This window comes from Nostoc sp., assembly GCF_036917575.1.
Lineage (GTDB): Bacteria > Cyanobacteriota > Cyanobacteriia > Cyanobacteriales > Nostocaceae > Nostoc.
On record NZ_JBALDC010000060.1, the window covers coordinates 1 to 19,168 of the forward strand.

Consider the following 19,168-nt stretch of genomic DNA (forward strand, 5'->3'; position numbering starts at 1 on the left):
TTGCTGCAATGAATCAATTTAAACCCTCTTATGCTTCTGGATGATTTAGCTCCTAAACTACTTGCTTATTCCGGAAAGTGACAGAAGAGGGATAGTGAAGCTTTAAAGTTTCTCGAAGATTCTTACGAGTTAGCATTGAAGATTGGAAAGAAAGACATTCAAGCCCTTGTCTTACCACGAATCGCATCAATACTGATTGATCAAGATAATTTAGATGAGGCTGAAGAGAAATTAAATACAGCTTTAGCAGTACTTGATCAATTTAACAATCCAAAACATCATGCGCTCGTTCTTAGAGAAATGGGACGGCTTCAAATAAAACAAGAAAATTATGATGCAGGAGCAAATTTTTTAGAGCAAGCTTTAGAGAAATGCAGTTTAGTTGTTGATGTTGTTCTTCGAGCTACTATTCTCAAGCTTTTAGGAGAGGTTCTTTCCTTTCTTGGTAAAGTAGATGTAGCACTTGAGCATTTAACAGAGTCCCTAAATATTTCTCAAAAACTAAATTTAACTAAAGCTGTCGAAGAAGTTAGAAGGCTGATTAAGAATGCTCAACTAAAAAAACCTGCACAGTTGTATCAAGCAGCAGCCACCGAAGCAGAAAAAGGTAATGCAAGAGCGGCACTTGATTTATTTGAGCAAGCCCTACCTATGATTGAACAACTTGACGATGAAGAAATTAGAGCACGCATTTTGCTATCAATGGGAAACCTTTTAATACATGAAGGAGATTTGAGGGAGGGTGTTAAAAGAGCATCTCAAGCGATTGAGATTGCTAAACAGCATAATCTTCCTGAAAGGGAAAAAATAGAAAATATTGCCCTTGCAGTACAGTACGGAAAACTAAGACACTTTTTTGATTCGGCTCAGGAAAAATGCGAAAGCCAAGAATTTGACGAAGTACTGAATTTAGCTCACCAATGTTTAGAACTTTCAGAAATATTAAAGGATGTTCACTGGTGTTCAAAAGTTTTCTCAATACTTGGGCAAATTAAGGCACATCAGGGTGATTATCAAGGTGGAGTAAAAGATTTGGAAAGGGCGGTTTCTTTGGCTCTAGAAAATCAACTTGATGGAGTTGACGATTTACAAGAAATAATTTTCACAGTAAAGAACAATGAAGCAGTTCGCTTATATGAACAAGCTAATTTTGCTGCTCAACAAGGAAATATAGAAGAGGCAATTGAACTTGCTCGAAAAGCACATGAATTTCAGTGCAGTGTCAATCATAAAAACAGCCAACCTGCTACTTTAGGCTTGCTGGGACAACTGTTGCTAGCCCAAAATAGATCCGCCGAAGGATTAAAACAGCTATAGCAAGCATTAGATATTGCCCAAGAGCTACAAGCACAAGAAGCTATAAATCAGCTTCAAAAGATGATTTCCGTATTTTCTAGGAAGATTGAAGGCCAAGATATTGGTGATGAACAATTATAGAGTTTTACGCGATCGCAGCATAACCATTAAACCGCTCTTTAAGTCCTGATTTATTTCCCGCATCAACTCGTTGTCAGCAACCAAGCACGTAAAATCTCTGCCACTGTCCACGCTTGAGCAATACATCCCCGTGGAATCATCGGGGCATCTCCATCAAAAATTTCGCTGAGACTACCAACACCGTGCGCGTTGAGGTGATTAGCCATTGGTTCCAAAAATTGACGAGCCTGCTCAGGATTTTTGTAGACGCGCAGGTGTGCTAAGACAAACGGCCCCAATAACCAACCCCAGACTGTCCCCTGGTGGTAAGCTCCATCTCGTTGATACTGATTACCTCCGTATTTTCCTTGATATTGAGAATGATTGGGGGCAAGCGAGAGTCCTGCGGACACGCTACGCGAACGCAACCCATGAGAAGTCAGCAGCGATCGCCCACAAGCTTCCACCACACTTCTTTGCTGGGTAGGTGTAAGCGGACTTTCTGGTAATGACACAGCAAATATTTGGTTAGGTCGCAATAACGCATCATCACCATCAGGACTGTCTAAAACGTCATAGCAATAACCTGTCTCGTCATTCCAGAAGCGAGAAAATCTATACTTTGCCCGGTCTGCCATTGCCTCATACTCTTGATGTGGTTTACCAAGTTGACGGGCAAACTTTGCCATTGTCCGTAAAGCATTATACCAGAGGGCATTAACTTCAATCGGTTTGCCAATTCGGGGCGTAACTACCCAATCGTCAACTTTGGCATCCATCCAAGTCAGTTGTACACCAGCAACGCCTGCATAAAGTAAGCCATCGGTTGGATCGAGGTGGATGTTGTAGCGTGTACCGCGACAGTGCCAATTAATGATGTCTGCAAGTATAGGAAAAAGTTCACCAAGCAAAGTATCATCATCTGTAGCGCTGTAGTAGGCGCGGACTGCTTCAAAGTACCAGAGAGTGGCATCGACTGTATTATATTCTGGTTGCTCACCCGCATCAGGAAAGCGATTAGGCAGCATTCCCTGGTCTACATATCTGGCAAAGGTGCGAAGAATTGAGCGTGCTACCTCTGGACGACCAGTGGAAATTGTCAAACCAGGTAGACTAATCATCGTGTCGCGTCCCCAGTCGCTAAACCAGTGATAACCAGCGATGATAGTTTTACCCTGCGGATCTTCTGGCAATGAGCGATCGACAATAAACTGGTCGGCTGCTAGTACTAAATGGTCGATCCAACTAGGTGATTCTTTAGTGTTAAGGGGTTGATTAGTTTTCCAAAATCCTGTTAGCTTCTGCTCATGAGCGCGACGTAACTTAAGTGCCGCTTCAACGTTGAGATTTGGTTGTTTTTCTGTGGTGGCTACAAACGCAATCGCTTCCCCAGGATTCAGTGTAACTTCAAAAGTGGCGGCGTGGAGGTGGTCTTCTTTATCTGTCAATCCCCGATAGCGTTCAACTGCCAAGTCAAAGCCATAATACCAATTGTGAACAACAGATGCACTAGCGCGTGAAATGCTGCGATCGCCTTTAGGTGAATCACTCAGTAGATATAGTGGTACAGCACCCGGATCAGCAGTTACACAAATCCCTTGTTCTACCTTTTCTACAGACATCTGCCAACCATTGCTTTGAGTGTCGCTGTGATAATCGCGGTAGTTGACTATTGCTTTGAGCCTCAACTTTAGCGGTTGAGTGGCACGACGCAAAGTATATTGGACATAAGTTGTGTTCGCACCTTGTGGCATCCACACCCGTTTTTCTAATAAGGCATCAGCAATAGCAAAACGCCACACAGGAATTGTACCTTCCAGAGAAAAACGTTCAATATGCTGATAGCCCTGCGGACTAACAATCCCATCTGCCCAACGATTAGTGTCTAGAGGATAAGAGCGGTTATCATACAATACAGTTTCATCTAGTTTTGCCAGCAGTAAGGTACGACCCAAAGGTGGTTTCAATGCTGCTACCAATAGTCCGTGATAGCGGCGAGTCAATAAACCAGCCACAGTCCCAGAGGCGTAACCGCCAATACCGTTAGTAACTAACCACTCCCGCGATTCTGCAATGTCAAGATTACCGCAAATTTCCCGTCCAAATTCTATAGAAGACATAAGTCACGCCACTTTGCTCTAAATTCAAAATCAACAATCGCCATCATGCTTTTCTCTCTGCCTTCTCCGTGCCTCTACGGTTTAACAGTAATTTATTTAGCTACAAAGTCACAGATAACACTGAGAAAAAAAGAATTATTATCCAAAAATTTTACTCACTTTGAAAGGATTACTCCTAACTTTTGTTAGATTGGAGATTGCTCGTCAGTTATTTGAGATTCACTCACTAACAGATATAAGGAATCTGTAGCAAGAATGCGGATCAAATCAAAGTGAGACTTCTTGAATACTGTCAAAATTTGGCAATGAGTCTTTCACTGCTTCTTCAGTCGCTTGTGTGCGATCGCACCGTTTGGCAAACTGACAATAATCACAGTTTTTACTACCCTCCACCACTTGAGGAAACTGCTGGTTATTCTGGTAATTTTCCAACCAATTAGTTAACTGACTTAATAGTTGATTAAGTTTCTTTGCTGTTTGTGTGTGTTGAACAGTACTGTAATTAAATTTAATATTTCGCGGTTTGCCTTCAGATTGGACAAACCAATAAGTCATGGAAATTTTTTCTGGCAAATAGTCGCTAGTTTCTGCCAATACATACAGATAAAGCCGTGTTTGCCAATTGGATTCTAGCTTGCGTTTATTGGGTGGTTTAGGATAAGTTTTCCAGTCGAGAATTTGTGCTTGTTGGTTATCTGCAATCAATAAATCATAGACAACTGTCAGCAAAGAATCCTGAACTTGCAGAGTGCGGTAGTGTTCGCTTTCACGGAAAGTTTGATTATCAGATGCAGCCGTTAAAATTTCTGGGGCTGCATCGGCAAAACCTAGCATCCAGCTTTGCAGTTGAGCATCTACTTCCAGGAAACTATCAATTGGCAAACCCATTTCTCGCTGTTGCATTAGCAAGTGAAAACGACTACCCAAAGTTAGCCGTTCTTCTTGTTCTGGATTTGAGGGGGAATTGAGTTTTTCGAGGTAAGTATGTTGAAATTTACGCGGACAAGCTTCTAGCAAGTTAAGTTGTCCTTGAGACAGTCGCAGTAGTTGAGTGGAAGTTGACAGCATTCTTCTATTTTAGAAGTAAATTAGAATCTGCAACTTCCCTTTGGTAGACTAGCAGTAAAAAATAGGTGTTTTTTACTGCTTTTACATCTGCTATTTCAACTCGTCTCGATCTTCCTCATCCTGGCGATTGGAATGTTTACTTTTTCTTTGGGACTTGATTGAGCCAAAACTGTAAACCATAGCTATTTTAACTATGTCAAAATATGCCGGGTGATTAGCTTTGTTGACAATTACCAAAGAAATTGACCCTGCCACTTAAGATGACTAAAAGTGGCGAAAATGTTTCTAACTCAGAGCCGTTGTTGTTGGGTATGATATAATCTCCAAATGAAAAGTTACAAAGCCTTTGGCTGACCTTCACTCAGCTAAAGACTATTTATGGTCAGTATGAGTTTTAGTCTTAACCCCAAGACTCATAAATCATGGCGATCGCAAATAGACAGATTAGGAAAATTGCTATCCTCGCAACCCATAACCATAGACTTGCGGATAAAAGCATCCCAACTATCGCATTTGCCCCAAAAGTCTGAGACACAACAAAGGCTATTCCTAGCCCCAGCAGTGCCAGCAGAAAATATTTGAGTCCTATAAAAAACCACCTGAACAATAGATTATCGTTATCTTTGAGACTGGGTTTCATAGTTTTTTTCCTGTTTTGAAAGTTGAATCTAGGCAGCAGTTAGCGCTCCCCTGACCACACTAAAGAAACAGTGAATCTCCACAGTTTTGCTCCCACCAAGTCAAAGTACACAACAGTCCTACTCTTGAAGTGGAGTGGAAATACCAAAAAAGATGGTCTTGATATTTGCAGATTATGAAAAATTAAGCTCTTTGATGAATTTCCAGGGTAATCTGGATATCAAAAATTAGGCGCTCAATGCGCGTAATCCCATAGAAGGCTTACTACGCACATTGAACCCTCGAAATTCCTCCAGATAATTTGTATACAAATTACCTTTTTCAGAATTTGCAGTTCCAGCCTTTGGTTTTATCGTTTGCTCACTAAGTTTCTTTAATTCACCCGTAACCTTACTAAGTCACCGTAGTATCTGCTGTTAAACTCACTATAAAGTAACTTTGTTACTTAGGTCAAGGTAAACTATAAAGAAAATTATTTAAACACTATAGGATGCCATAAATCCGGCTTCCTCACTTTTGAGGTAACTTATACGGCTTCGCCTTCACCAAGTATCCTGCGTTCTCACAGAGAATTCTGACAATTGAACCTTGGGTACTTGGCTAAAAAGGCTCAATTTGATATTGTTGATCGACATATCAATTTGATATATCAAAATGCTGAAGTTGGCAGTATTAGGTTTATTACAGCGAGAGCCATTAAATGGTTATCGGCTCAAACAGCAACTAGAGATGTTTATGAGTTGCAGTATTTGTGTCAACTATGGCGCGATTTATCCTCTGCTGAAGCGCATGGAAGAACAAGGTGAAGCGATCTTATGTGCAGAACAAGTAGAAGAAGGTGGACAGTGTAGAAAGGTATATGAGATTACAACCCTCGGCAAAACCACTTGGTATGAAGAGATGCTGGCATATCCTCATGAAAGCTGGGTGAATATGCGATCGCGATTCTTTATCAAATTTTTTTTCTTTAGTCATTTATTACCAGAAGAACGAGTCCGGTTAATTGAACACCGATTGATGTTATGTCACTTACGCCTTGCGGAGAAAAAAGCACTTGAAGTTACTGATGATTTCTATCAAGCGAAAGTGCAAAAGCGGGCAATTGAAGTGATCAAATCAGAAATTGAGTGGCTAGTTGAGCAACTCCAAACAGAACAACTTCAATTAGCTCAAACGCCAACCTCAGTCAGCTTTAACACAACAAACTTTTGAAGTATCCTAACTAACTATGTGGATCGTCAAAATTGCTTTACGTCTTCCGTATACATTCGCGATCGCCGCTTTGATGATTGCGATCCTGGGTGCAGTCACGATATTTGGTACACCAGTTGATATTTTTCCCGCAATTAACATTCCGGTTGTCAGCGTAGTTTGGACTTACACTGGTACCACATCTGAGGAAATGGCACAGCGAATTGTCACCATTAGCGAACGCGCTATGACAACAACCGTTGGTGACATCGAACACATTGAGTCTCAATCTTTAAGTGGTGTTAGTGTCGTTAAGGTTTTCTTCCAACCCAACGCCAATATCGCTTCAGCTGTTGCTCAAATTACCTCTGTCAGCCAAACAATTCTTCGCCCTTTGCCACCTGGGATCACACCGCCATTCATCATTCAATACAACGCTTCTTCAGTGCCGATTATCCAGATGAGTGTCAGTAGCAAAACCTTGCCAGAAGAAGCACTCTTCGACTATTCTACCAACTTCGTCCGCACTCAATTGGCAACAGTGCAAGGAGCGAGTGTACCTCTGCCCTATGGTGGTAAACCTCGGCAAATTATGGTTGATATCGATCCCCAAGCGATGTTGGCTAATGGCATTTCTGCCCAAGATGTAACTAATGCTGTCAGTGCCCAAAACCTGGTTTTGCCCGCAGGTGATATGAAGATAGGCGCTCGCGACTTCGCCGTACAAATCAACAATAGTCCAGATGTAGTGGCAGCACTCAACAACTTACCGATTAAGCAAGTTAATGGTACTGTCATTTCCATTCGTGATGTCGCGCAGGTGAGAGATGGCTTTGGTGTGCAATCAAACATTGTACGTCAGAATGGCAGACGATCAAGCTTACTTAGTATCCTCAAGAGTGGCAATGCCTCAACGATTGATGTAATCGAGCGGGTTAAAAAAACTTTGCCTCGCATCCAATCCACCTTGCCCCCAGAACTGAATTTAGCGTTTTTGTTTGATCAATCTATATTTGTGAAAGCTTCAATTCAAGGCGTTCTCAAAGAAGGATTGATTGCAGCCTGTCTCACCGCGCTGATGATTTTGATTTTCCTGGGAAGTTGGCGCAGCACCGTAATTGTAGCCGTATCGATTCCTCTTTCGATGCTAGTTTCAATTATTGTGATGAGTCGTTTGGGACAAACTTTCAACATCATGACTTTAGGTGGTTTATCCTTAGCTGTTGGTATTCTTGTAGATGATGCCACAGTAGAAATTGAAAATATTCACCGAAATCTCGGACAAGGTAAACCCATCAAGCGAGCAATCTTAGATGGGGCGCAGCAAATCGCCACTCCAGCACTTGTAGCAACATTATGTATTTGTATTGTTTTTGTGCCGGTCGTATTTCTCAGTGGAGTGGCAAAGTACCTATTTGTCCCCCTAGCAATGGCGGTAGTATTTGGGATGCTTGCTTCTTATGTGCTATCTCGGACTGTAGTACCGACAATGGCAAGCTATCTTTTACCATCCGAAGCAGACTGGCATAGAGAAAGCGAGGATCATAATGGTCATAGCGACAACCATCATCTAGATTCGCCAGTTCAAAACAATAATGGTAACAATAACCATCATCTAAATTCGCCAGTCCAAAACAATAATGGTCGCGACAATCACCACAGCCATTCTTCATTAGTCGAAATCCACGATCATCGCGACCACCACACTGATTCGCCAGTCCAAAACAATAATGGTCACGACAACCACCACCAAAAGTCAGAAGCAGCAACCACAACTACCAAATCTGTGAAGAAAGATTGGATATGGCGGTTACACGAAAAGTTTAACCGCCAATTTGAGAAACTTCGCAGTTGGTACTACAATGTCCTGACCTCAGCATTAAATCACCGCCGCATAGTCTTTGTGCTGTTTGGTGCTTTTATCGTCAGTGCAGGAGTTTTATTGCCGTTCGTCGGTCAAGACTTTTTCCCTGAAGTCGATGGTGGTCAGTTTAGCCTTCATGTTCGAGCCTTACCAGGCACTCGTTTGGAAGAGACAGAAAGAATTGTCAGCCAAGTTGATGGCGTTATCCGCCAGACTGTACCCAAAGAGAATCTCTCTCTGATTTTGGATAACATCGGCTTACCCACCAGTGGCATTAACCTTACTTATGGCTACAACGGTGCCACAATTGGACAGGCTGATGCTGATATTCTTGTGTCCCTAAAAGAATCTGGTACAACTTCTTCTTACATCAAGGAACTCCGCCAGAAATTGAAAGCGACATTTCCCAACTACACCTTCTTTTTTCAGCCGGCTGATATTGTGACTCAAATTCTCAATTTCGGTTTGCCTGCTGCTGTTGACGTGCAAATATCTGGCCCTCTGAAAAACTCAAAGGGCAACTTTGAAATTGCCCAACAAATCGCCGCCCGGATGACGCGCATTCCTGGAGCTGTAGATGTACATCTTCACCAAGTTGTCGATGCTCCCAAATTACGTCTTGATGTAGATCGCACCGAGGCTCAACAACTGGGTATGACCCAGCGTGATGTTGCCAATAGCGTCCTCACTTCCTTAAGTTCAAGCGGTCAAGCTGCAATCAACCAATGGCTCGATCCCAAAAAAGGCGTGAGTTACACCCTTGCTGTACAAGTTCCCCAGTACAAAATTGACTCTATTGACAGCCTAAAAAATACGCCAGTTGGCAACGGTCAAACTACACCCCAACTTTTAGGTAATTTGGCTAGTGTAAAACGTGACACAGTGATGCAAGTTGTGAATCACTACAACATTCAGCCAGTTTTCGATATCTACGCTAACTCCTCTGGCCGTGACCTGGGGGGAGTTGCCAGCGATGTAAATCGAATCATCGCTGATTATCAGAAAAAATTGCCCAAGGGAAGTCAGATTAATGTCCGTGGGCAAGTGCAAACGATGAACTCTTCGTTTTTGGGACTTGGTTTAGGACTTGTGTTTGCAATTGTACTGGTTTACTGCTTAATGGTGGTGAACTTCCAATCTTGGCTCGATCCCCTGATTATTATGATGGCACTGCCAAGTGCTTTAGCTGGTATTGTCTGGATGCTGTTTGTCACCCGCACCACTTTCAGCGTTCCTTCGTTAATGGGTGCAATTATGAGTATAGGTGTGGCGACATCCAACAGTATTCTAATGATCACTTTTGCTAATGACCAGCGTCAGGAAGGGGAAAATGCCTATAAAGCAGCTTTAGCGGCAGGCTATACAAGATTGCGTCCTGTGTTGATGACTGCCTTAGCCATGCTCATCGGCATGGTGCCAATGTCTCTCGGTCTTGGTGAAGGTGGTGAGCAGAATGCACCTTTGGGTCGCGCTGTAATTGGCGGCTTGTCAGCTGCAACAATTGCTACTCTCATCTTTGTACCTGTTGTATACAGCATTATGCGGCGTCAACAACCTCGTCCTATCGATCAAGATGATGACGATTTAAATTTCTCAGATTCGCAGACAGCATATTCGTTGTCATCATCTCAAGGCAAGTCATGAGCAATTTAAAAAGTCGCGCCTAAGATTCCCTAACTTCTCATCAACAAAACTTGGGCATTGGTCTTTGCGTCCCCAGTCCCCAGTACCCAGTCCCCAGTCCCCAGTCTCCAGTTCAAAGCCAATGAGAGTAACGACTCTAGCCGCTAAATTTTTGCTTTCTTAGATAATACAGGACAGTTTACCTATGGATTCTCAACATCGTCCATCTCCTGATTCTGAACAACAAACGACTTCTAAAAAAAACAGGCGCGGTATCGGTGCAATTGGTTGGGCTGTAATTGGTGCTGTTTTTTTTGGTAGCTTACTGGCCATAGGTATTCTACCCCGATTAAGTCAAAAGTCAGAATTACAAGCAGCAGTCAAGGAAGCAAGTACCCTACCTTCTATCAACGTAATCACTCCCCGTCGCGCTACTGGTGCTACCAAATTGGAACTACCTGGCAATGTTGTAGCTCTGAATCAAACGACTATCTACGCTCGCAGTACTGGGTATTTAAAGCGGTGGTACGCAGATATTGGCGATCGCGTCCAAGCCGGTCAGTTGTTGGCAGAAATTGATTCACCAGACATCGATCAGCAAGTTCTGCAAGCGAAGGCAGAGGTAGTGCAAGCACAAGCCAATGTATCTCAAACTCGTGCTAATTTAGCTAAAAGCGTTTCTGATTTGAAGCAAGCCCGCGCTAATCTATTGATCGCACGTCAGAGTTGGCAGCGCTGGAGTGTTCTTGTCAAGCAAGGTGCAGTGCCTCAGCAAGAAGCAGATACAAGATATGCTACATATCAAGCTAATCTTGCCAGCGTTGAGGCAGCACAAAACACTATTAATTCTGATTCTGCTAACATCAAAGCAGCACAAGCTAATGCCTACGCAAGTCAAGCAAACTTCCAACGTAATACCGTATTGCAGTCTTATAAGAAAGTCACAGCTCCTTTTGCAGGAGTGATTACTGCACGTAACGTCAATACAGGTGTTTTAATTTCAGCAGGTAATGGCAACACCAGTAACAGTACCAGCAACACCAACACTAGCAATAGCAGCCTTTATACTATTGCTGCTTATGACAATCTAAAGGTAAATGTGAGTGTTCCACAGAGTTTATCACAGTCACTTCAAACTGGACAAACAGCACAAATTACAGTCAGAGAGTTACCCCAACGAGTGTTTACGGGTAAAGTAATACGTACTAGCAATGCCATAGACCCAATTACTCGCACTTTGCTGACACAATTAGAAGTGCAGAATTTAGACGCGACGCTGCGACCTGGGATGTATGCCAATGTAAGATTTGCGATTAACCGCACTAATCCTCCTTTTGTTGTGCCAGATAGTGCCTTAGTTGTTAATGCCGGAGGTACGCAGGTAGCAACTGTAACCAAAGACCACACGGTGCATTATCAAAAAGTTGCCGTTGGGCGAGATTATGGTACTGAAGTAGAAATTACATCAGGTCTGACAGGAAATGAATCGCTGATTGCCACTCCTACAGTTGATGAGACAGAGGGCTTGCGCGTGCAGCCAGTTGCACAAAGAAAGTAGACTCAATGTATCTAAGTGAGGTACATTAAACTCATCCGCGCGATCGCCCATCCCGTCAGAAAAAGAACGACAAAGCCCAAGAAAGCATTCCCAGAGTAGCAAATGCTTACCTCGAAATATTCAGGGGATACCAGATTGGCAGTAATGTTATCTCACTATGTGAGATAACATTGGTTTGTAATGTGTCTTTGTGTGAGTATGAGTGTCATTACCGAAAACGTTCTTTTGGCTTTAGCTGAAAAACGGTGCTTGTCTAACAGCGAGATCGAAGTGTTTTTATATGCTGTTGAGGGACAATCGCCGAATGCGATCGCTAAAAAATTGGCAATCAGCGCTGAGGCAGTACGCAAAAGATTAAGCGAAGTTTACAAGAAATTTAATGTTATTGGTAGTGGCCCAGGTAAACTCACTAAGTTACAGCAAGTTATAGAATCTGAGTATCAAGCATCTTTGCTAAATATTACCCAAAACCGTCAAGATTGGGGTGAAGCGCCTGGTGTCTGCTTTGTTCGGGGACGCATAGCAGAATTGTCTCAGCTAACGCAGTGGCTGATTAAGGATAACTGCCAACTAGTGGCAATATTGGGAATGGGCGGAATCGGCAAAACTGCTTTATCTGTGAAACTGGCAAAGGAAGTTCAGGAGAATTTTGAGTATTTGATTTGGCGAAGTCTCCGCAATGCGCCACCTGTTGCAGAGATGTTAGCGAACCTGATCGGGTTTTTATCTGATGATAGGGAAACAGATTTGCCAGAAAGCGTAGATGGTAAAGTAACGCTGCTGATTCATTATTTACGAAAGCATCGTTGTCTTGTGGTATTTGATAATACAGAGACAATTTTACAAGAAGGCGATCGCGCTGGACAATATAGACAAGAATATGAAGATTATGGTCAACTACTTAGACGAGTAGGGGAAGAATCACATCAAAGCTGTTTGCTGCTGACATCCCGCGAAAAACCAAAAGAATTTGCGCCTTTAGAGGGAAAAACATCACCAGTTAGAACATTATCATTAGTTGGTTTAGGAGAAACAGAAGGGCAAGAAATTCTCCAAGATAAAGGGTTATCTGGCTCACAACAGGAATGGGCCAAACTTGTTGAGAAGTATTCAGGCAATCCTTTAGCATTAAAGCTAGTTTCTGAGCCAATTCGGGAGTTATTTGATGGTGATATTGCTGCTTTTCTGGCTGAAGGAGAGATCATTTTTGGTGACACCCGAAATTTACTAGACCAGCAATTCAAGCGGTTGTCAGAGATCGAAAAAGAAATAATTTATTGGCTAGCAATCAAGCGCGAGTTAGTTTCTCTCGACGAATTGCTGAATGATATTGTGCGTCCCTTGCCCAAGAGGGAAGTGATGGAAGCGCTAGAATCACTGCGGCGGCGATCGCTAATTGAACAAAGAACAGCACTTTTCACCCTCCAGTCTGTGGTCATGGAATACATGACTGACCAACTGATTGAACAGGTTTATCACGAAATTAACACTCGTAATATTAGACTATTTACAAGCCATGCTTTAATGGAAGCTACGGCCAAAGATTATATTAGAAACACTCAGATTACCCTAATTATTAAACCAATTATAGATAGGTTATCAACTATTTTTAGATATGCTAAAAATATTGAACATCATCTATATCAGATTTTATTGTCCCTGCGACAGATTCCCCAAACAGCAGGATATGCAGGTGGAAATCTGTTAAATATTCTTTGTCAATTACAAGTTGATTTTAGCGGCTATGACTTTTCTAATCTGAGTATTTGGCAAGCATATTTACAAAGTGTGAATTTGCATCGGGTAAATTTTGCCAATGCTGATTTAGCTAAGTCTGTTTTTTCTGAAACATTAGTTAGTGTTTCGTCAGTAGCATTTAGCCCGAATGGAAAACTTCTGGCTACGGGTGATGCTGATGGCAAGACTTACTTGTGGCAAGTTGACGATGGAAAGTTACTTTTTAGCTGTATTGGACATACCAGTTGGGTAAAATCAGTTGCCTTCAGTCCCGATGGTCAAACTTTAGCTACTGGTAGTGATGACCAAACAGTGAAGTTATGGGATGTTCATGACGGTAAATGCCTGAAAACCTTGCACGGACATAGCAATTGGGTCAGGTCAGTTGCCTTCAGTCCCGATGGTCAAACTTTAGCTAGTGGCAGTGAAGACCAAACAGTGAAGTTATGGAATGTCCACACCAGCAAATGTCTGATAACTTTGCAGGAAAATACCAATCGAATTATGTCAGTTGCCTTCAGTCCCGATGGTCAAACTTTAGCTAGTTGCAGTGAAAAGCAAACAGTGAAGTTATGGGATATTCGTGATGGTAAATGTCTTAAAACCTTGCACGGACATAGCAGTTGGGTAAGGTCAGTTTCTTTTAGTCCCGATGGTGAAACTTTAGCTACTGGTAGTGACGACCAAACTGTGAAATTATGGGATGTTTGTGATGCTAAATGTTTGAAAACCTTACAGGGACATACCAATCGGGTATGGTCGGTTGCCTTCAGTCCCGATGGTCAAACTTTAGCTAGCGGTGGTGACGACCCAACAGTTAAATTATGGGATCTTCGTGATGGTAAATGTCTGAAAACCTTTCAGGGACATACCAATCGGGTAAGATCAGTTGCTTTCAGTCCCGATGGTCAAACTTTAGCTAGTGGTAGTGAAAACCAAACAGTTAAATTATGGAATGTCCAGGATGGTAAATGTTTGACAACCTTGCAGGGACATAGCAATCGGGTAAGGTCAGTTGCCTTCAGTCCTGATGGGCAAATTTTAGCTAGCGGCAGTGAAAAGCAAACAGTTAAATTATGGGATGTCCGTAACGATCAGGTTCTCAAAATTTTGGAGGGACATATAAGTTGGGTACGTTCGATTGCCTTCAGTCCTGATGGTGAAATTTTAGCTAGCGGCAGCGAAAAGCACACAATTAAATTATGGGATGTTCACACGGGGCAATGCCTGAAAAAATTGCAGGAACATACCAATCGAATTAGGTCAGTTGCCTTCAGTCCTGATGGTGAAATTTTAGCTAGCGGCAGTGATGACCAAACAGTGAAATTATGGGATCTTCGTGATGGTAAATGTCTCCAAACCTTGAAAGGGCATACCAGTTGGGTAAGATCGGTTGCCTTTAGTCCCGATGGTCAAACTTTAGCTAGTGGCAGTGAAAACCAAAGAGTCAGGTTATGGAATATCTATACAGGAGAACGTCTCCATATTTTGGAGGGACACAGCAATCGGATCAGATCGGTTACTTTCAGCCCAGATGGTCAGACTTTAGCTAGTGGCAGTGATGACCAAACAGTAAAGTTATGGGATGTTTACATGGGCAAGTGCTTCACAACCTTGCAAGAACATACTAATCGAGTCTGGTCAGTTGCCTTTAGTCCTGATGGTCGAATTTTAGCTAGTGCCAGTGAAGACCAAACGATAAAATTATGGGATGTCTATAATGGCAAGTGCGTTAAAACTTTGCAAGGGGCTAATTGGGTAAAGTCAGTTGCCTTTAGTCTCGATGGTCAAACCCTGATTAGTGGTAGCCAAGATGAGACAATTAAGCTTTGGGATGTATTCACGGGTGAGTGCCTAAGAACACTGCGATCGCCACGACCCTACGAAAAAATGAATATCACCGGGGTTACAGGATTAACCACAGCGCAGTTAGTGACGCTCAAAGCTTTAGGGGCAGTGGAAGATGGAGAGCAAAAATAAAAGGTAAAAGAATGAATTTTGCCTTTTTCCTTCATCCTTTTACCTTTTTTATGTACCTGATGCTTATTTCATGTTAGCCCTTGCGTCCTTCACTGCGGCAAAGAAAAATAATCCTGTGAGTGGAATGCTCAATACCAGGATAATTGCCGTAGTTGTGACACCAAAATCTGGTTGTCCGTAAGCGAGTTCAAAAATTGAACCGACGGCGGCGATCGCACTTACACAAGAACCACCCAGAAATAAACTACTTTTTGGAGTTAAATACACTACTGCCCCCCTATACTATTGGTTTCACCGCTTGATACGAGAAGCCATTCTTAGATAGCTCCTGGGCTAAAGTCAAGGAGTTTTCTACACGGTCTACAAATACCACGCCGTTAAGGTGATCCATCTCGTGCTGAATGCAGCGTCCCAAAAGGTCGTTAGCCTTTAATGTCCGGGGACGACCGTATTCGTCTTTATAGGCAATTTCCACGACTTCGGGGCGCTTTACGTCTAGATATACGTTGGGAATGCTTAAGCATCCTTCTTGGGCAACAGAGATGTCGCGGCTGACTTGTTTAATCGTGGGGTTAATCAACACTAAAGGCTGATTAGCTGCGTTCTCTGGTTCCAGGTCGATGACAACTAATTGTTTGTGAATTCCCACTTGGGGCGCAGCCAAACCAATGCCATCTTTGCTGTACATAGTTTGCAGCATTTCGCGCACTATTTGGCGAAGTTCGTCATCAACCTTAGAAATCCGTTTTGCAGCTTGACGCAGCACGCGATCGCCTAAATAATGAAGCTCCAAAGGTGGATTTTTTAACTTTTTTTTCTCAACAGCAATTTCAGAGGGCATGAGTCTTGATGGGCTAGATGGTGAAAATTCTTACTATTTTCATTGTATCAATCTCAGTTAGAGGATGTTTAAAAAGTCCTAGAGTATACCAAAAACCCAGCTGCTATTCTTCTGTTTGCTTGCCTAACGGCAGCCTGACGCCAAAGAGGAGAAGCTGTGAAACTTTCATTTTACGCGATGTGCGACTTTTTTTCTTGTGGGATGGACATCTTGTCCGTCCTTTCTGGTATGGCAAGATACCTACCCCACAATGGAATCAAAGTTTAACAAAATTAAGTTGCACACGGCGGGCGTTATTTTTTTGTCAGGAAAGCTTGTTAGGGGGTTAGTCTTTGAGGTTGTCTTGTTAGCAATAATACTTTTCAAACATCCTCTAAGACGTAGTACCAATCTTTAAAATAATTTTTGTAAAGTCACCTAGCACATACTTGGAGTGAGAATTTTCTCTTTTTTCTAACTCTTGAAAAAATGGGCTAACCGGAAGTTAGAAATCCATCTTCAAAAAAACCAAATAAAAATATTTACTAAGTTGGCAGAGAAAAAGTGAGACAATCAAAAAGCAAAAAATATACTACCTGTTGCAACGATATAATTGCTGATGTGGCTCATAATACTCATCTGGAGAGAGTTCAATGATTGCTCTAGCCGGAGTCGCTATCCAAAGTAAAATTTATGAGAGTTCTAATTCTCTAGTATATCGAGGTATCAGAGTACAAGATGGTCGAGCGATCGTCGTTAAAATACTCAAGCAAGATTATCCCTCACCTCAAGAATTAACGCGCTACAGACAGGAATATGAAATTACCCGTTCCCTTAATATAGAAGGAGTAGTTAAGGCATACAGTCAGCAGGACTATCAACGCACACTCGTCATTCTCCTAGAAGATTTTGGCGGAGAGTCCCTAGAACGATGGATGCAAAAACGCTCAGACTTTTGCCCGATGCTCCTAACTGATTTTTTACCATTAGCGATTAATATCACTGACATTCTGGGCAAAATTCATGCTGCCAATATTGTTCACAAGGATATTAATCCTGGTAATATCGTTTTTAATCCAAAGACTGGCATTGTCAAAATTATTGACTTTGGGATAGCCACCCGCGTTAACCGCACTAATCCAACATTCAAAAGTCTTCATGTATTAGAAGGCACACTTGCTTACCTCTCACCAGAGCAAACTGGGCGCATGAACCGTTTGCTCGATTACCGTACCGATTTTTACTCGCTTGGTGTGACTTTTTATGAACTGCTCACGGGACAGTTGCCGTTTCCAACAAAGGATGTGCTTGAGCTAGTCCATTCTCATATTGCTAAACAACCACCTCCAACTCACGATTTGAATGCAACCATTCCAAAACCCATTTCAGATATCATTTTGAAACTGATGGCAAAGAATGCGGAGGATCGCTATCAGAGTGCTTGGGGCATCAAAGCAGATTTAGAAATCTGTGCTCACCAAATAGAGGGATCTGATCGAATTGCTTACTTTCAACTGGCTGTGCAAGACGTTTGCGATCAGTTTCAAATTCCTCAAAAACTTTATGGACGGGACAAAGAAGTTGCAATGTTACTGGCGGCTTTCACTCGTGTTGCTTCTTTAGAGGAATGTACACAAACGATTTCCAAGCAGGAACTCACGGATAAGCCCAAATTTAATGTTGAAATGATGCTAGTATCTGGCTACGCAGGTATTGGCAAATCAGCATTAGTACAAGAACTATATAAACCCATCACCCCAAAGCGCGGATATTTTATCTGGGGTAAATTTGATCAGTTTCAGCGCAATATTCCCTACAGCGCGATCGCAAATGCCTTGCAAAAATTGGTGCAGCAATTGCTCGGTGAACCCGATGAACAAGTGCAACAGTGGCGATCGCTCCTGCTTGCAGCATTAGGAACCAACGGCCAAATTATCATTGATGTAATCCCAGAAGTTGAGTTAATTATTGGCAAGCAGCCCCCCGTACCAGAAGTTGGAGCAACTGAAGCTCAAAACCGTTTTCATCGCATCTTTCAAATGTTTGTGCGGGTATTTTGTTCAAAAGAACATCCGCTTGTAATTTTTTTAGATGATTTGCAATGGATAGACTCAGCAACGTTGAAGTTAATTGAGTTGATGCTGCTTGATGAGCAAACCCAATCCCTATTTTTAATTGGAGCTTATCGGAATAATGAGGTCAATCCAACCCATCCGTTGATGTTAACGCTCTCAAGACTGCGAAAAAAAGGGGCAGTGTTTCAGGAAATTATCCTGACACCTTTAACGCTGGAGCCGTTGAGTCAACTGATTGCCGAGACATTGCATCACAATACTGACACTGTTCGTTCTTTGGCTGAATTAGTATTGCGTAAAACCGAGGGCAATCCTTTCTTTGTCAATGAATTTTTGAGGACGCTGTATAGCGAAAATCTGTTGACCTTTGATGCACAATACTTAAGCTGGCAGTGGAACATTGCTCAGATTCAAGCTCAAAATATCACTGATAATGTTGTGGATTTGATGCTTCACAAGTTGAAGAAACTACCAGAGAATACACAGCAAATTCTTCGGTTAGCTGCTTGCATCGGTGCTGAATTTAATTTAAATACTCTATCGATTGTTTATGAGAAACCACTTGAAACGGTTTTCCAAGATTTACTGGTAGTAATACAAGTTGGATTAATTCAACCCCTGTCTGAATTAGATGAGAACTTGTTAATTCAAGAGTATAAGTTTTTGCACGATCGCGTGCAGCAAGCAGCTTATGCTTTAATTGATGACTCACACAAGCAAATTGTTCATTTACAAATTGGTCGTAATCTCCTCGAAAAAACGTTGCCGGAGCGAATATCAGAGCGGCTATTTGAAATTGTGGATCATCTTAATCATGGGATTGAGCTTGTCACCGAGCAAGTAGAACGAAATGAAATTGCCAGATTAAATTTAATCGCGAGTCAAAAAGCAAAAGCAGCGATCGCCCATCGGATGGCGAAAAAATATTTAGCTACAGGCAGAGCGTGGCTAGCAGCTTCTAGCTGGCAAACAAACTATGACCTGGGAGCATCCCACTTTGGCGAAAACATCAAATAGTGAGTGTTCCATTAAGGTAAGCACAACGGACAGAAAGTACCGAATTAACGTTCTCAATTT

Annotated in this window: 10 protein-coding genes and 1 pseudogene; 6 read left to right on the plus strand and 5 right to left on the minus strand. The window is 42.3% G+C overall.

The annotated features are described in order from the left end of the window. Nucleotides 1–135 precede the first annotated feature (135 nt). On the plus strand, nucleotides 136–1,317 hold the full coding sequence (locus tag V7K79_RS17730) for a tetratricopeptide repeat protein (RefSeq protein ID WP_335049313.1): 1,182 nt from the start codon (nucleotides 136–138) through the stop codon (nucleotides 1,315–1,317). A 182-nt stretch (nucleotides 1,318–1,499) separates the two neighbouring features. Here V7K79_RS17730 and V7K79_RS17735 read toward each other — a convergent pair whose 3' ends face one another. The 3 genes from V7K79_RS17735 to V7K79_RS17745 all read right to left on the minus strand — a co-directional run bounded on the left by V7K79_RS17735 (nucleotide 1,500) and on the right by V7K79_RS17745 (nucleotide 5,244). Next, complete coding sequence (locus V7K79_RS17735; protein WP_335049314.1) at nucleotides 1,500–3,536, minus strand: amylo-alpha-1,6-glucosidase; 2,037 nt, start codon at nucleotides 3,534–3,536, stop codon at nucleotides 1,500–1,502. 267 nt (nucleotides 3,537–3,803) lie between these two features. Continuing rightward, on the minus strand, nucleotides 3,804–4,604 hold the full coding sequence (locus tag V7K79_RS17740; RefSeq protein ID WP_335049315.1) for a PD-(D/E)XK nuclease family protein: 801 nt from the start codon (nucleotides 4,602–4,604) through the stop codon (nucleotides 3,804–3,806). A gap of 400 nt (nucleotides 4,605–5,004) precedes the next feature. Continuing rightward, nucleotides 5,005–5,244 carry a hypothetical protein gene (locus V7K79_RS17745; RefSeq protein ID WP_335049316.1) on the minus strand — a complete coding sequence of 80 codons (240 nt, stop codon included), beginning with the start codon at nucleotides 5,242–5,244 and terminating at the stop codon, nucleotides 5,005–5,007. 653 nt (nucleotides 5,245–5,897) lie between these two features. Between V7K79_RS17745 and V7K79_RS17750 the strand changes: the two genes are divergently transcribed. From V7K79_RS17750 to V7K79_RS17765, 4 genes are all read left to right on the plus strand, one after another. Next, nucleotides 5,898–6,455, plus strand: a complete 558-nt coding sequence (locus tag V7K79_RS17750) for a PadR family transcriptional regulator (RefSeq protein ID WP_335049317.1) — start codon at nucleotides 5,898–5,900, stop codon at nucleotides 6,453–6,455. A 16-nt stretch (nucleotides 6,456–6,471) separates the two neighbouring features. Beyond that, nucleotides 6,472–9,942: an efflux RND transporter permease subunit gene (locus V7K79_RS17755; RefSeq protein ID WP_335049318.1), complete on the plus strand. Its 3,471-nt coding sequence runs from the start codon at nucleotides 6,472–6,474 to the stop codon at nucleotides 9,940–9,942. Between the two features lie 184 nt (nucleotides 9,943–10,126). Beyond that, complete coding sequence (locus V7K79_RS17760; protein WP_335049319.1) at nucleotides 10,127–11,479, plus strand: efflux RND transporter periplasmic adaptor subunit; 1,353 nt, start codon at nucleotides 10,127–10,129, stop codon at nucleotides 11,477–11,479. A gap of 198 nt (nucleotides 11,480–11,677) precedes the next feature. Next, the gene (locus tag V7K79_RS17765) at nucleotides 11,678–15,196 is read left to right on the plus strand and encodes an NB-ARC domain-containing protein (RefSeq protein WP_335049320.1); all 3,519 of its coding nucleotides are present in this window, start codon (nucleotides 11,678–11,680) and stop codon (nucleotides 15,194–15,196) included. Between the two features lie 63 nt (nucleotides 15,197–15,259). Here the strand turns inward: V7K79_RS17765 and V7K79_RS17770 are convergent, their stop codons facing one another. Both V7K79_RS17770 and def read right to left on the minus strand, forming a co-directional pair. Then, the gene (locus V7K79_RS17770) at nucleotides 15,260–15,463 is read right to left on the minus strand and encodes a hypothetical protein (protein ID WP_335049321.1); all 204 of its coding nucleotides are present in this window, start codon (nucleotides 15,461–15,463) and stop codon (nucleotides 15,260–15,262) included. A gap of 10 nt (nucleotides 15,464–15,473) precedes the next feature. Continuing rightward, nucleotides 15,474–16,037, minus strand: coding sequence for a peptide deformylase (gene def, locus V7K79_RS17775; RefSeq protein WP_335049322.1), 564 nt, complete (start codon nucleotides 16,035–16,037; stop codon nucleotides 15,474–15,476). A gap of 632 nt (nucleotides 16,038–16,669) precedes the next feature. On the opposite strand from def, the pseudogene V7K79_RS17780 reads away from it, so the two are divergent. Continuing rightward, nucleotides 16,670–19,075: pseudogene (locus tag V7K79_RS17780) on the plus strand (ATP-binding protein); the annotation flags it as partial. Nucleotides 19,076–19,168 lie beyond the last annotated feature (93 nt).

Bases quoted from the DNA above. Each gene is read 5' to 3' on its own strand.
- V7K79_RS17735 (WP_335049314.1), bottom strand. From the start codon at position 3,536: ATGTCTTCTATAGAATTTGGACGGGAAATTTGCGGTAATCTTGACATT.
- V7K79_RS17740 (WP_335049315.1), bottom strand. From the start codon at position 4,604: ATGCTGTCAACTTCCACTCAACTACTGCGACTGTCTCAAGGACAACTT.
- V7K79_RS17745 (WP_335049316.1), bottom strand. From the start codon at position 5,244: ATGAAACCCAGTCTCAAAGATAACGATAATCTATTGTTCAGGTGGTTT.
- V7K79_RS17750 (WP_335049317.1), top strand. From the start codon at position 5,898: ATGCTGAAGTTGGCAGTATTAGGTTTATTACAGCGAGAGCCATTAAAT.
- V7K79_RS17755 (WP_335049318.1), top strand. From the start codon at position 6,472: ATGTGGATCGTCAAAATTGCTTTACGTCTTCCGTATACATTCGCGATC.
- V7K79_RS17760 (WP_335049319.1), top strand. From the start codon at position 10,127: ATGGATTCTCAACATCGTCCATCTCCTGATTCTGAACAACAAACGACT.
- V7K79_RS17765 (WP_335049320.1), top strand. From the start codon at position 11,678: ATGAGTGTCATTACCGAAAACGTTCTTTTGGCTTTAGCTGAAAAACGG.
- def (WP_335049322.1), bottom strand. From the start codon at position 16,037: ATGCCCTCTGAAATTGCTGTTGAGAAAAAAAAGTTAAAAAATCCACCT.